Genomic DNA, 12321 nt, shown 5'->3' on the forward strand with positions numbered 1-12321 from the left:
GGCATTGCCATTCTCGAAAATGTTTCTTGAAACACTATTCTCGATAACCTAGCATCTCAACGAGTTTCGATAACGGAAAGATGCCCATGCGCCCATCGCTCGTGCTTGAGCTCAAGCGAAGTGCCGTCCGCGAAGCGGCAAGCCGCTTCCGGGTGGCCAACCCGCGTGTCTTCGGTTCGGTGCTGCATGGCACCGACCGGGACGGCAGCGACCTCGACCTGCTGGTCGATGCGCTGCCCGGCGCGACGCTGTTTGACTTGGGCGGCCTGCAAGACGAGCTGGAATCGCTGCTCGGCGTCCACGTCGATCTGCTCACTCCCGCCGACCTGCCAGCGAAGTTCCGGGCCAAGGTACTCGCAGAGGCTCGGCCGGTATGAGCGAGAACCGTCTGCCTGACTACCTTGACCACATGCAGCAGGCCGCAACCGATGCGTGCAGCTTCGTAGAGGGCTTGGCCAAGGAGGAGTTCCTCGAGGACAAGCGCACCCAGCAGGCCGTCATCATGAGCCTCATCATCATCGGCGAGGCCGCGACGAAGGTGATGGACGGCTACGCCGAGTTTGTGCAGGCCCACTCCGAAGTACCGTGGCGCAACATGCGCGGCATGCGTAACCGCATCGCCCACGGCTATTTCGACATCAACCTCGATGTGGTGTGGGACACCGTGCAAGCGGCGCTGCCGGAGCTGCTGAAGCAACTGCCCGCCGTGCGCCAAGATGCCGACGACGAAGACCGTAACGATTATGGGATGGAACTGTAACTGGCTCATCTTCCCCCTGACAGGATCGCCGCCTGTCTGCCCGACCAAGTGCTTACCATCGAGGCATGGGGCCAGTCCTGAATGAGTGAGGGAGCACCGAATCATGAGCCGTAGCCGACGCAAAACGCCTATCGTGGGCCACACGACCTGCCGCAGCGAGCGCGAGGACAAGAAGCTCTGGCATCAGCGCTGGCGAACCCACGAACGCACTGCGCTGGCCAGCGCATCGCCGGAGGACGCTTTGGACGCCCATCTGCCCCTGCTGGAAAACCAGGTCAGCAATGTCTGGTCGATGGGCAAGGACGGCCGCTCCTACTGGCCCGTCAAGCGTCAGGTCGCAACAGCGGATCGCATCGCCAACCGCAAGGGATGCAACCCGCAAGAGCGCGCCTCCCTGAAAAAGCGCCTGCTGCGCAAGTGGATGAGCAAATGAGCACCTCCAGCATCGAGGCGCTGGCCAGCGCCTGGTCACAGCTCGCCGAGGAAGCCCTGCAGGAAGCCGACGATCCCAACGCCCGGTCATACAGGCACGAAGAAGTAATGCGAGCGATGCAGGCACACATCGACCGGGCGAGAGACCAGCCATGTTGATCGGCTATGCGCGCGTCTCGACGCAGGACCAGAACCTCGAGTTGCAGCGCGAAGCCCTGACCAGGGCCGGATGCCAGAAGATTTTCGAGGATAAGGTGAGCGGCGCGCGGGCCGATCGCCCCGGCCTGGCCAGGGCGCTGGAGATGCTGCGCGAAGGCGATACCCTGGTGGTCTGGAAGCTGGATCGACTGGGCCGCAGCGTCAAGCAACTGGTCGATCTGGTTGGCGAGTTGCACAAGCAAGGCGTGCAGTTCAGGAGCCTGACCGACGCCATCGACACCGGCACGCCATCAGGCCGGTTCTTCTTCCACGTCATGGCCAGCCTCGCCGAAATGGAGCGCGAGCTGACCGTCGAGCGCACCCGCGCCGGGCTGGAAGTCGCCCGGCAGCTCGGCCGCAAAGGCGGCCGCAAGCCCAAGATGACCGACAGCAAGATCGAGTCGGCCAAGAAGCTGCTGGCCAGCGGCGTCCCACCCAAGGACGTGGCCAAGAACCTGGGTGTGTCCATTCCTACGCTGTACCGCTGGATACCGGCCTCAGCGCACGCTTAGCGTATCTATGGACTCCACCCGTTTTGCAAGAAACGATCCTCGGTGACCAACTGGATAAAGGTTGCACGTATCTATCCGGCCTTCGCGTGAGCATCAGAATGCTCGGGCCACAATGCAGTGCGCGCGTTGGGTTCCAAATACGATAACGGCATTCGAGTACCAGTACGCTAATCGGATTTTCCCAACGTCGGTCTTACCAGTGGTGCATCTTCCTCTCGTTCCTTCGCAACCTCGGTAGAAGGTTAAAACGTTGTGCCGTGGCGTTCAGTGCACCAGTGTACTGGTGATATGCATCGGCTCATACCGGCGACCGTGAGCAAGCAGCGCCCAGACGATGCGGGCGAGTTTGTTCGCCAACGCAACGGCAGCCACGTTCGTGCCTTTGCGTTGCTGAAGGTCAGCGGCCCAACGAAGGATGTTGTCGGTCCGCTTGTGTGCCCACTGCAGGGCACTTCGTGCGCCGTGAATCAACAGCATGCGCAGATAGCGGTCACCTCGTTTGCTGATACCAAACAGGCGTTGCCGGCCGCCTGTGCTGTGCTCATGGGGCACCAGGCCGAGGTTGGCGGCGAAGTGCCTGCCATTGCCGAAGTGTGACGCATCGTTGAGCGATGCCAGCAGCGCCGTTGCGGTCAGGACGCCGACGCCCGGCACCTCCATCAAGCGTTGAGCGCGCTCGTCAGCACGTGCTGCTTGCAGGATGCGCTCGTCGTATCGAGTAATGCGAGCCTCCAAGTCGTCCAGCTGTTGGGACAGATCCCGGAATGTATCCAGTGCTGTGGCCGACAAACCACGCGCATCGCTGGTCAGTATGGCCACCAATTCCCGGCGCAAGGTTCGTGCGCCAGTGGCAATCACAACGCCATACTCGCCAAGCAGGCCACGAGCCTGGTTGATAACGCCGGTTCGGCGCTCGATCAAACTTTGTCGGACCCGATGCATCATCTGCAGATCCTGCTGCGCTTCAGTGTTTACTGGAACGTATTTGGTCATTGCGCGAGAGCGTGCTTCCGCAATAGCCGCCGCATCGTTTGCGTCGTTCTTGTTCCCAGTCAGATACGCTTTGACATGCTGCCCGGCGATCAGACGCACCTCATGACCTTGGCCGGCAAGCGCCCGTGCCCAATGATGCGCACTGGCACACGCCTCGATGCCGACTTTCGCCGGTGCCGCTTTCGCGAAAAAGGCCAGTACCTGGTGTCGAGAAAACTTCTTTCTGAACGCCTCCCGACCCTGATCGTCACGACCCACGGCAACGAATACGTTTTTCGAAATGTCCAGGCCAATCACCGTAGCTACACAATTCATGACGGACTCCTCGTCTCAGATGGAGAGTGACACCCTCGTCACCCGTCGACGGAGTGTGCTCCGGCGTCAGGGTGGGTGGAGTCCATTGCATTACTTTGCGATCCGTTTTTTGAGACGACCCCAAGTTGAAGGCGGAAGGACTGTCCGTTTCTGCCTATCGAGGCTTGCATAAATCCGGTGTGTCGCCGGTTGCAGCCTGAGAAGTGGGAAGCCTCGCCCGATAGGGCGGGGAGCAGTCACAAGAAAACATCCGCTGGCACGCCAAAGCGCTCGGATAGAGCACGGATATAGCGCACGTTGAGCTGGCGCTTGCCGCTGAGCAATTCGGAAACGACGGACTGCGCGCCGACCTCCGGCAGGTCGGCCTGGGTCAGGCCGTGTTCCTGCATCAGGTAGCGCAGCATCTCCACGCCACTCACCTTCGGCATGGGGTGGTGCGCTTCGTCGTAGGCTTCGATCAGATCGCCGATGTGTGAGGCCAAGGTGGCAAGGGGGTGGTTATCGTCGTCGCCGACGATAACCAGCAACTCGTCCAGTGCCTCGACCAGGGCGTCGTAATCGTCTTCGTTGGCCGGCCTGGTGAGCAAGGGGGCCACATAGCGCCAGTGCTCGCTGGCTTGTTTGATCAGCATAGACATGGTTATTCCCTCCATTTACCAAAAAGCGCGGAAAGCCCCGTACTTTGAGTGCGGGGATGTAGAGCACGGGCGCGAAGCGGCCCTTGGGTTTTCCAAAATCCATGGCAACCTGACTGCATGAAGCACACCAAGACCCTGCGCGTTCGCGTTCGCGTTCGCGTTCGAGACAAGCATGCTCCGCTGCTCCGGCAAATGGCCCGCAGCGTCAATCTTGTCTGGAACTACCTGAACGAATTCAGCCATCGCTCGATCCGCGAGCGTGGAGTCTTCCTGTCTGCCTACGACATGGATCGCTACACCAAAGGTGCCAACAAGGAACTCGGGCTCCATTCGCAAACGCTGCAAGAGGTATCGCGGGAATACGCCACCCGCCGCAAGCAATTCGGGAAAGCCCGGCTTAACTGGCGCAGGTCGGGCAGCACCCGGCGCTCGCTCGGCTGGATTCCATTCAAGTCCGGAGCGGCCAGCTGGAAGCACGGGCAGGTCTACCACAACGGTCGCTACTTCAAGGTCTGGGACAGCCACGGCCTGGGCCGGTACCGGTTTCGCTCGGGCAGTTTCAGCGAGGACAGCCGGGGCCGCTGGTATTTCAATGTCGTCGTCGAGGTCGAGCTGCAGCCGTCGCTCGGACAGGGGGCGGTCGGTATCGACCTTGGCCTCAAGGACGTGGCCACCTGCAGCGATGGCACCCGGCTGAAGAACGGCCGCTTCTACCGCGGCCTTGTTGCCGGCCCTGGCCGCCGCCCAGCGGGCCGGCAACAAGGCCCGCGTCCGGGCGATCCACTCCAGGATCGCCAACCGGCGCCGGGATGCCCTGCACAAATTCAGCCGGCAGTTGGTGAGCCGGTACGGCGAAATCCTGGTGGGCGACGTGTCGTCCACGAAACTCGTGAAGACCCGGATGGCCAAGTCGGTGCTCGATGCCGGCTGGGGCCAACTGAAGACGATGCTAGCCTACAGCAGGCATCGTCTTCAAGGTGGTCGACGAGCGCTACACCACCCAAGCCTGTTCGAATTGCGGCGCATTGCCTGATTCGCGGCCGAAAGGTATCGCGGGACTTGGAATGAGGGAGTGGACCTGCAGTGCGTGCGGTGTCACGCCCGGCCGCGACGTGAACGCGGCCAGGAACATTCTCGCGGCCGGGCATGGCCGTCCAGTTGGGCGGGGAGGATGTCAACTCTGTCGTATTCGACACGATCGAGCACATGCTGCGGCCCCACCTTGTCTGTTGCTGGAAACAGACGCTTCATCTCCGCGAAGTCCTGCGGAGCACTGGCTTTGATCAAGCGATACCAAGGTGGCAGCATGTGGCCACTTGGCCTTGGCATCCCAGATGATGCTTCTACCCTGAGGGATTTGTAGCAGCTCACGGCCACCTGAGCGGAAGAGATTTCATTATCTTATAATACCATCCCTATATGCCTATTAAGGGTAATACCCCCAGCCTCCCCTCCTCCACAGCAACGCCCCAACTCAAGGAAAAAGAAGAAGAAAGAAGAGAAAGAAGCAAGAAAAAAGCTGGCCAAGCAAGAAGAACAGCCAAACGGATCAGGCGTGAGGGGACATGCTAAGATTGAATATGAAGGGATGGTATTATCAGCCAAGGAGCCCCTCCATGTACGAAGAGATCCAGAGCACATTTGCCCGACTGCGCGGCGCACTGCACGACTTCAACCTCATCTGGCCCGACCACGTTGTCTCAGGTATGGTCTGGCGTCTCCCCTTGCTCACCGAACAGCGGACCCCCGATACCATCCAGGTCGAACGCCTAGTTGGGCAAGAAGCCGTGGCCGCAACGCAAATGGCACTGGTTGAATTCGAGCGCGACATCGGCCAGGCCGCCGGAACCGTCATGCGCCTGCCAGGCTACTTCGCAGTCAGCAAATCGCTGCTGGAACGGATCCGCCAGATCAATGGACTCAAGGATGAAGTGGCCACAGCCATCGAAAAACTGCGCATCGAGCTGAATCTCGTACCGGCCGCCCGCCCCCGCCTCATGCGCCGAGCACTGGGCGCCAAGTTCAACACCAAGCAGCTTCTACGGCACATTCAATGCTTTGAGGGAACCCCGCGGCTGATCACCTTCACCTGGGCAGGCCACACCACTGCCACTGGCAAGGTCTCCACCGCCAAGGTACGCGAAACACTTCAGGCAAGTGCCGAAGCTAGAGCCAGTCGCGAAGGACTACAGCTCGAAGAAACCCCAGAATTCCTAGAGTTGCGCACTCTGGTGAACATGGCCGACACCGAGATGCTTACCCAGCGAAAATCGGTAGCCCCTCACCCGCGGGCCATGCTGTGGTTCACTGAAGAGTCACGGTATGACGCAATGATCCACGCCAACCTCCCCCTGTTCATCAAGGCTGGAGGCAACGGTATGGAAGTAAGGGAGCTTAAAAATTTCGACCGATATGCTCGTCAAGCCAAGCGACCTGATGAAAAGCGCCGGATAGAGGTTTTACCCAACCGGGATCTCTTCCTATCCAGTCGTCGGAAGGAGACCGAGGACATTACAGCCAATAAGGTCGATGAAGCCAATGTCGCCTCAACCTATCGGAACACCGAATACTGAATGGCTATCGACCAGTTTCGAGGCTTTGATCTCCCACCTTTCCCTCTCGACTGAACCGGCTCAACCTCTGGACTTGGATTATCAGTGCTGCTCGACGAACTTCTGCAGCTTCAGACCTGGCGGTTGCAGAAGCTGAGTGCAACACCTGACCGTTTCGGTAAGGTGTTGCCATGTCCTATCACGAACTCAGCGTCGCCGAGCGCGCCACGATCCAGATTGGTTTGTTGAACAAATTCAGCCAGCGCAGGATCGCCCGCCTGCTGAATCGCAGCCCCTCCACCATCAGCCGCGAGATTCGGCGCAACCGCACAGCTCATGGGCACTACGTCACCCATGAGGCCCAACAGTCCATGTCGGCTCGCCGCCAGGCCTGTCGGCGCTACAGAAAGCTGGTGCCTGGCAATCAGCTGTTCGAGCTGGTGGCTTACCTGCTGCGAAAACGCTTTTCGCCCGAACAGATTGCCGGCAAGCTGCGCTCCATGGAATTTCCCCAGTTCGAAGACGCCTACGTCTGCCGCGAGACTATTTACAACGCAGTCTATGCTCTGCCGGTCGGTGAACTGCGCAAGGAGCTGATCATCTGCCTGCGCCAGGGCAAGACAACCCGCAAGCCGCGCTCCGGTGGGGTGGACCGGCGCAACCAGATCCCCGATATGGTCAGCATCCACGTGCGTCTGCCGGAGGTCGAGGACCGCCTGATGCCCGGTCACTGGGAGGGCGACCTGATCAAGGGCAAGGCCAACGCTTCGGCGGTCGGCACCCTGGTCGAGCGCGCCAGCGGCTATCTGATGCTGGTGAAGATGAACGATGCGACGGCGACCTCGGCAGTGGAAGGTTTCAGCGCCGCGCTGAACCGCCTGCCGCTGGCCGTACGCAAGAGCATGACCTACGACCAGGGGCGGGAGATGGTGCGCCATGCGCAAATCACGCAGAAAACCGGCGTGGCGATCTACTTCTGCGATCCGCACAGCCCCTGGCAGCGCGGCAGTAACGAGAACATCAACGGCCTGATCCGCCAGTACCTGCCCAAAGGCACGGACCTGTCGATCTACAGCCAGGAGCAGTTGGATGCGATTGCCTATGAGCTGAACATCCGACCGCGCAAACGCTTCGACTTCAAATGTCCGATCGAAGTCATGACGGAAGTAATGGCGAAGCAGCATGAAGTGCCTGCTTCAATCCAGTAACCGTGTTGCACTCAGCTTCTGCAACCGCCCCTCTACTCTTTCCCGACTCTAAATAGTATCGGAGTAGCTCTCACGGTATAGGCAGCTCTGTGGTCGACGAAGGGTTTCTAAACTTTCATCTCCCAAGAGCAGGTTGGAATTTCTGGTGGTTTTGCTGTTTCGTCTCCCGCTGTCAGACGTCCGGCAGACCTACCGGCCACTTTTGAAGCTTTGATTTCCCAGAGTTCTCTTGCCATGGGAACAGCTATGGCCACCAGGACCATGCACTGAGGATCTGTGGTACTTGTGAGTTTTTTGGGCTTCATCTCCCAGCCCCCTGGAAGACCCGATGGTTTTGCTATTTCATCTCCCGCGATTGGCTCTCCTGCAGGACTATCGCCTTGATCTCCCATCATGAGTCTCTTTAGGAGTGGCTCCGCCTGCAGACGTAATTCTATGCCGACGAACTCAAGAAGTTATGCAGTTTCATCTCCCATGGCCGAGCTAAGCTCTTGATGGTTTGCGTTTCGCCTCCCAATGCAGAGCAGGCAGCTCCCCAATGCGTTTTGCTGTTTGCCTGCCGTAAGCCTTCCCATCTTCCCATCCATAGCACCAGCAAGCAGGTTCATACCAAAGGGCCCCTACACAAGTAACCATCCGCCCACACGATTTCTTAAACGACATCAGCCGGAAGCTGGTGCTCTCATAGGGTGTGGTGGAGTTCATACCTGGACTGTCCAGTCGATACAGGAGCCGGCTGTAGTCGAAGTGCTTTCGCGCAGGCATCGTCTTCAGCGATCGCTAGTGCAGTTTCATAGGTGTAGTTGTGGAAATTATGGCATCAGGCGATGCTATGCCCCATGAAAGCACCTCTATTCGTTCGCCCTTTGACTACCGAGGAACGGCAGGCCCTGCAGGTTGGCCTGCGTGCCCGGGAAGCCTTCACGCTGCGGCGCTGCCAGATCCTGCTGGCCAGCGCCGACGGCAAGACCGCCACGGAAATCGCCGCCCTGTTCGGCTGCGCCACGCAAACCGTACGCAAAACCCTGCGGGCCTTTGCCGCCGAGGGGTTGTCTTGCCTGACGGAGAAGTCGCATCGGCCCAAACGTGTCCGTCCCTTGCTTGCGGGCACGCAGGCCGAGCGCTTGCGCGCCTTGCTGCATCGCAGCCCCCGCGATTTCGGCAAGCCCACCCGCTTGTGGACCTTGAGCCTGGCCGCCGAAGTGGCCTTCGAGCAGGGGCTGACCGAACGGCAGCTGAGCCACGAGTCGATCCGCCAGGCCCTGATGCGCCTGGGCGTGGGCTGGAAGCGGGCCAAGACCTGGATCACCAGTCCGGATCCGCACTATGCGCGCAAAAAAAGCGACGCGACTGGCTGATCGAACTGGCCACAACGCACCCGGACTGGGTGCTGGGTTTTCAGGACGAGGTCTGGTGGAGTCGTTTCGCGCGCCCGTTCCTGAAGGCCTGGAGCGCGGGTCCGGCTTTGCGCCTGCAGCAGTTGTCGGTGGATCCGCAGGATGCCGAACCCAAGGCGCTGAGCTGCTATGGCCTGCTGCGCGCCGACACGGGGCAGATGCTGCTGCGCTTCGTCAAGGGCCGCCCGGTCAGCCAGGTGACCGAGGACTTCCTGGAGTGGGTCTGCGAGCGCCTGGCGAGCGAAGGGAAGAAGGCGCTGCTGATGATCTGGGACAACGCCAGCTGGCATGTCAGCCACCGGGTGCGAGCCTGGATCGGGGCGCACAACCGCCGGGCCAGGGCCGAGGGTGGCGTACGGATCGTAACCTGCCGCCTGCCGAGCAAGAGCCCCTGGCTGAACCGGATCGAGCCCTGCTGGGTGCATGGCAAGCGGGCGATCCATGAGCCCGAACGCCCATTGACGATCGCCGAGGTGATGGAGCGAGTCTGCACCTATTACGGTTGTGAACAGCTCCCGCCACTTGAACAGGATGTTGATTGAAACTGCACTAGGAATACCCCAGCTACACCGATTCGAGTTCCAATCGAAGAGTGTCGCAGGACTTTGAGTAGGGGAATGGATCTGCAGTGAGTGTGCTGTCACTCACGACCGCGATGTGAACGCGGCCAGGAAGATTATCGCAGCCTGCCATGGCCGTCTAATCCTGGGAGCCCCCGCCTTTTAAGGCGGGGAGAATCTCAAAGGGTTCTCCGCGATCTCCGACAACCCTTTTCTTGGCAAGAACGTCTATTCGTTGGTTTGAAGATTATCCGGCTTGATCGTTTCCAGGAACGCGGCCAGCTGTTCACTGAACGCTTCCATGTTCACATTCTTTTCGCAGCGAAACTCCATTTTCCGCCCGTCAATTTTCATCGTCCCGAGCCCAGTGAATGATTTCGATACGACTTTAGACAAATCCGGATTACCCTGCTGCTCGGAAATTTTTTTGCTGATCCAGCGTAGGGCCTGCACCTGACTGAGGCCCTCATCGCGCATCGAGGTGATCGCCTCCAGCAGTAATTCAGGATGAGTTTTTCCAAACTCAATGAAATCTTTGGCCTTCAGGCCGCCGATCAGGCCAGGGCTCTTGTCCAGAATCTTGCGTGCTTCCTCTGGCAACTCCATAAGAAGCAGGCAACGGCTGACAATGGAAACATTCACGCCCAACCGCCTAGCCAAGGCACGCTGACTGGACTCATCCCCAGAGGACAGAATATGAGCGTAGCTGCGGCCACGCTCATATTCTGTCAGTGGCTCCTGCCCCTCGTTGTCCGTGAGGGCCAGAATTTTCGCCATGGCATCGCTCATTGGACGAACGTAAGCCATCACCGTTTTGAGCCCCACAAGTTTGTGGGCTCGCCAACGCCGCTCTCCACCGATCAGCTCATACTCACCCGATTCGATGGGGCGAACAATCAAAGGCTTGACCAGGCCGATGGATTGAATCGAGTTCGCCAGCTCCTCGATGGCAGCCTCATTGAGTGTCAGACGTGGCTGGTAGGGGGATGCCTTGATCGCCTCGACAGGGAGCTCAACCAAAGTCGTTTGTGACTCACTTTTGGCCACGAGCTCTACAGCAGTCTCAGCAGGGCCATCATCCTCTTTGCTCATGGCAAGCATTTGAGCTCTTGATACCTGCTCCGTCGGTTGCGGTGCAGTTGCTGGCATCCTTAGCCCCACCATTCCTGCCGTTCTTTTACGGCCTGGATAGTCGTCAGATCTCACTCAAAATTCTCCATGTCCAGCTGTTGCTTGAAGCAACAGGTCACTCGGGGGTAAGGGTGTTGCTTCAAGCAACACCCCGACAGGGCTAACAGCGTCGCTTCAAGCAACACCTTGAACGCTCCCTGGATCATGCTATCGCTCGCATACGCTCGAGAATCTCACCGAAGACAGTCCTGGCAGATTCGAATGTTTTGGATGTCGCCCCTTTCCAGAGAAGCAATGGAACCCCTTGGTCCAGGGCTTTACCGTAATCCTCGGAAAAGTAGAGCCTTTCGTCCGTAACCCGATCAGGGAAAAGCTCATTGAGAAGCACCAGGTTCTCGAGAAGGCGCCTACGGTTTTTGATAAACATTGTCGGCAAAGCCGCAAGCGCAGGAGAGCGCTTATAGTCCTGCGCAAAGCGAACCACCCAATCGTGTAATCGCATCAACGCACGGAAGGAAAACTTGTCCATACGAATAGGACACAGCAGAAGGTCGCAGGCAGCGACGGAGTTCTTGGTTAACCTGGATGCAGCAGGCGCATTGTCAAAGATGATGACGTCGTAGATGGAAAGATCACAGTCAGGCAGTCCTCCTGTGTTGCCAGCCTCAATCCATTGCGCATACCAGAAGTCGCTATTGTTCGCGGCATCCAGGGCAACGCCAAGATCGTCCAAGTAACCATCGGATGGAATGAGGTGAACACCGTTTTCACCAAAGGGCTTTTTAATTACCTCATTGAGGGTCTTGCTTGGGAATGGGCGCATTCGAAGCAGAGGGCTAACAAGGTTACCGAGATGACCATCGACAAGGCGGTCAGCAGGAATTCCCATGACTTTCAGGTCTGCATCACTCAAATCTGGGTCGTAGCCAAGCATGCACGACGAGTCGCCTTGGGGATCATTATCGATAATGAGCGTTTTCAGGCCGGCCAGCTGAAGATAAATGGCAAAGTTGACTGCCGTAGTGGTTTTCCCAGTACCACCTTTCTGAACAAAAGTGGAAACCACGATCTGCCTCTGCAAGCCTTTGGCATACCCCTTTGCCCGGCGCAGGGCCGCGATTGTGAAAATGTCATCGAGCGTATAGGCCCTGGCCGTGGCGGTGCCACGAGGTACCCGGCGAATCTCGATTCCATTTTCTTCTTCAATGTCTTTTAACCTTCGGGTCGTCAGGCCAAAGCATTCGGCTGCGAACTGAGGCGGATAGAGCAGGGAGTCGAAATCAACGAAATTAGCACCTTCTTCCGGCATTTCAGTCTGAACGTTCATTGCGGTCTCGGTCGTGAATGGATGTTGTTGAGATGATAATACGGTTATTGAGTTTTTAAAGGACAAGTTCTGGTTTTAATGAGTTTTTTATAGAAATTCCTGAACCGAATCATATCCATTTGCCAGACGCACTCCACCTATGACTCTCCCTCCACTAAACCGCTTCGGTGGTTGTAGAGCGCGCTTCAGGGTCAAGCTCTGGGTTGCAGCACCATAAGGGCTGGCTATCAGCGCACCGCGTCAGCACCGGCACCGGCACCGGCGTCTGCTGGCAGAAATAAACACGGCTTCGGTCATC

At 58.5% G+C, this 12321-nt stretch carries 13 protein-coding genes and 3 pseudogenes; 11 read left to right on the forward strand and 5 right to left on the reverse strand.

Annotated features, from left to right (window positions below; translation table 11 throughout):
• The first annotated feature begins 86 nt into the window (after positions 1-86).
• The 5 genes from ACG10_RS22120 (at position 87) to ACG10_RS22135 (ending at position 1902) form a co-directional block, all read left to right on the forward strand.
• Positions 87-377, forward strand: a complete 291-nt coding sequence (locus ACG10_RS22120; RefSeq protein ID WP_089170063.1) for a nucleotidyltransferase family protein — start codon at positions 87-89, stop codon at positions 375-377.
• On the forward strand, positions 374-760 hold the full coding sequence (locus ACG10_RS22125) for a HepT-like ribonuclease domain-containing protein (protein ID WP_089170064.1): 387 nt from the start codon (positions 374-376) through the stop codon (positions 758-760). The genes ACG10_RS22120 and ACG10_RS22125 overlap by 4 nt, the downstream gene beginning before the upstream one ends.
• Before the next feature lie 103 nt (positions 761-863).
• Complete coding sequence (locus ACG10_RS22130) at positions 864-1193, forward strand: hypothetical protein (RefSeq protein ID WP_089170065.1); 330 nt, start codon at positions 864-866, stop codon at positions 1191-1193.
• Entirely contained in the window at positions 1190-1351 is a 162-nt protein-coding gene (locus ACG10_RS24200; RefSeq protein WP_169531485.1) for a hypothetical protein, read from the forward strand. Before ACG10_RS22130 ends, ACG10_RS24200 begins: the two co-directional genes overlap by 4 nt.
• On the forward strand, positions 1345-1902 hold the full coding sequence (locus ACG10_RS22135) for a recombinase family protein (protein WP_089170066.1): 558 nt from the start codon (positions 1345-1347) through the stop codon (positions 1900-1902). The genes ACG10_RS24200 and ACG10_RS22135 overlap by 7 nt, the downstream gene beginning before the upstream one ends.
• A gap of 264 nt (positions 1903-2166) precedes the next feature.
• On the opposite strand, the gene ACG10_RS22140 is transcribed toward ACG10_RS22135, so the two are convergent.
• Together ACG10_RS22140 and ACG10_RS22145 are read right to left on the reverse strand one after the other, a co-directional pair.
• Positions 2167-3210, reverse strand: coding sequence for an IS110 family RNA-guided transposase (locus tag ACG10_RS22140; protein ID WP_089170062.1), 1044 nt, complete (start codon positions 3208-3210; stop codon positions 2167-2169).
• A gap of 236 nt (positions 3211-3446) precedes the next feature.
• The gene (locus ACG10_RS22145; RefSeq protein ID WP_089170067.1) at positions 3447-3848 is read right to left on the reverse strand and encodes a helix-turn-helix domain-containing protein; all 402 of its coding nucleotides are present in this window, start codon (positions 3846-3848) and stop codon (positions 3447-3449) included.
• A 117-nt stretch (positions 3849-3965) separates the two neighbouring features.
• On the opposite strand from ACG10_RS22145, the pseudogene ACG10_RS22150 reads away from it, so the two are divergent.
• Positions 3966-5002 (forward strand): annotated as a pseudogene (locus ACG10_RS22150) (RNA-guided endonuclease InsQ/TnpB family protein); the annotation flags it as partial.
• 43 nt (positions 5003-5045) lie between these two features.
• Here the strand turns inward: ACG10_RS22150 and ACG10_RS24610 are convergent.
• Positions 5046-5205 (reverse strand): annotated as a pseudogene (locus ACG10_RS24610) (type II toxin-antitoxin system HigB family toxin); the annotation flags it as partial.
• Between the two features lie 259 nt (positions 5206-5464).
• Between ACG10_RS24610 and ACG10_RS22155 the strand changes: the two are divergent.
• The 5 genes and pseudogenes from ACG10_RS22155 to ACG10_RS24990 all read left to right on the forward strand — a co-directional run.
• Positions 5465-6421 carry a DNA replication terminus site-binding protein gene (locus tag ACG10_RS22155; RefSeq protein ID WP_040107346.1) on the forward strand — a complete coding sequence of 319 codons (957 nt, stop codon included), beginning with the start codon at positions 5465-5467 and terminating at the stop codon, positions 6419-6421.
• Positions 6422-6591: 170 nt separating this feature from the next.
• A complete protein-coding gene (locus ACG10_RS22160) occupies positions 6592-7608 on the forward strand; it encodes an IS30 family transposase (protein WP_089170068.1) in 1017 nt (338 codons plus the stop codon).
• An 839-nt stretch (positions 7609-8447) separates the two neighbouring features.
• Positions 8448-8966 (forward strand): helix-turn-helix domain-containing protein, encoded by a 519-nt coding sequence (locus tag ACG10_RS22165; protein ID WP_089170069.1) that lies wholly within the window; start codon positions 8448-8450, stop codon positions 8964-8966.
• 29 nt (positions 8967-8995) lie between these two features.
• Positions 8996-9547, forward strand: a complete 552-nt coding sequence (locus ACG10_RS22170; protein WP_089169677.1) for a transposase — start codon at positions 8996-8998, stop codon at positions 9545-9547.
• Between the two features lie 76 nt (positions 9548-9623).
• Positions 9624-9731 (forward strand): annotated as a pseudogene (locus tag ACG10_RS24990) (hypothetical protein); the annotation flags it as partial.
• A gap of 62 nt (positions 9732-9793) precedes the next feature.
• Here ACG10_RS24990 and ACG10_RS22175 read toward each other — a convergent pair.
• Together ACG10_RS22175 and ACG10_RS22180 are read right to left on the reverse strand one after the other, a co-directional pair.
• A complete protein-coding gene (locus tag ACG10_RS22175; protein WP_198319100.1) occupies positions 9794-10666 on the reverse strand; it encodes a ParB/RepB/Spo0J family partition protein in 873 nt (290 codons plus the stop codon).
• A 232-nt stretch (positions 10667-10898) separates the two neighbouring features.
• Entirely contained in the window at positions 10899-12023 is a 1125-nt protein-coding gene (locus ACG10_RS22180) for an AAA family ATPase (RefSeq protein WP_052264086.1), read from the reverse strand.
• Positions 12024-12321 lie beyond the last annotated feature (298 nt).

The organism is Azotobacter chroococcum (assembly GCF_002220155.1).
Taxonomy (GTDB): Bacteria; Pseudomonadota; Gammaproteobacteria; order Pseudomonadales; family Pseudomonadaceae; genus Azotobacter; species Azotobacter chroococcum.

Bases quoted from the DNA above. Each gene is read 5' to 3' on its own strand.
- ACG10_RS22140 (WP_089170062.1), bottom strand. From the start codon at position 3,210: ATGAATTGTGTAGCTACGGTGATTGGCCTGGACATTTCGAAAAACGTA.
- ACG10_RS22125 (WP_089170064.1), top strand. From the start codon at position 374: ATGAGCGAGAACCGTCTGCCTGACTACCTTGACCACATGCAGCAGGCC.
- ACG10_RS22160 (WP_089170068.1), top strand. From the start codon at position 6,592: ATGTCCTATCACGAACTCAGCGTCGCCGAGCGCGCCACGATCCAGATT.
- ACG10_RS22135 (WP_089170066.1), top strand. From the start codon at position 1,345: ATGTTGATCGGCTATGCGCGCGTCTCGACGCAGGACCAGAACCTCGAG.
- ACG10_RS22175 (WP_198319100.1), bottom strand. From the start codon at position 10,666: ATGCTTGCCATGAGCAAAGAGGATGATGGCCCTGCTGAGACTGCTGTA.
- ACG10_RS24200 (WP_169531485.1), top strand. From the start codon at position 1,190: ATGAGCACCTCCAGCATCGAGGCGCTGGCCAGCGCCTGGTCACAGCTC.
- ACG10_RS22130 (WP_089170065.1), top strand. From the start codon at position 864: ATGAGCCGTAGCCGACGCAAAACGCCTATCGTGGGCCACACGACCTGC.
- ACG10_RS22120 (WP_089170063.1), top strand. From the start codon at position 87: ATGCGCCCATCGCTCGTGCTTGAGCTCAAGCGAAGTGCCGTCCGCGAA.
- ACG10_RS22165 (WP_089170069.1), top strand. From the start codon at position 8,448: ATGAAAGCACCTCTATTCGTTCGCCCTTTGACTACCGAGGAACGGCAG.
- ACG10_RS22155 (WP_040107346.1), top strand. From the start codon at position 5,465: ATGTACGAAGAGATCCAGAGCACATTTGCCCGACTGCGCGGCGCACTG.
- ACG10_RS22145 (WP_089170067.1), bottom strand. From the start codon at position 3,848: ATGTCTATGCTGATCAAACAAGCCAGCGAGCACTGGCGCTATGTGGCC.
- ACG10_RS22180 (WP_052264086.1), bottom strand. From the start codon at position 12,023: ATGAACGTTCAGACTGAAATGCCGGAAGAAGGTGCTAATTTCGTTGAT.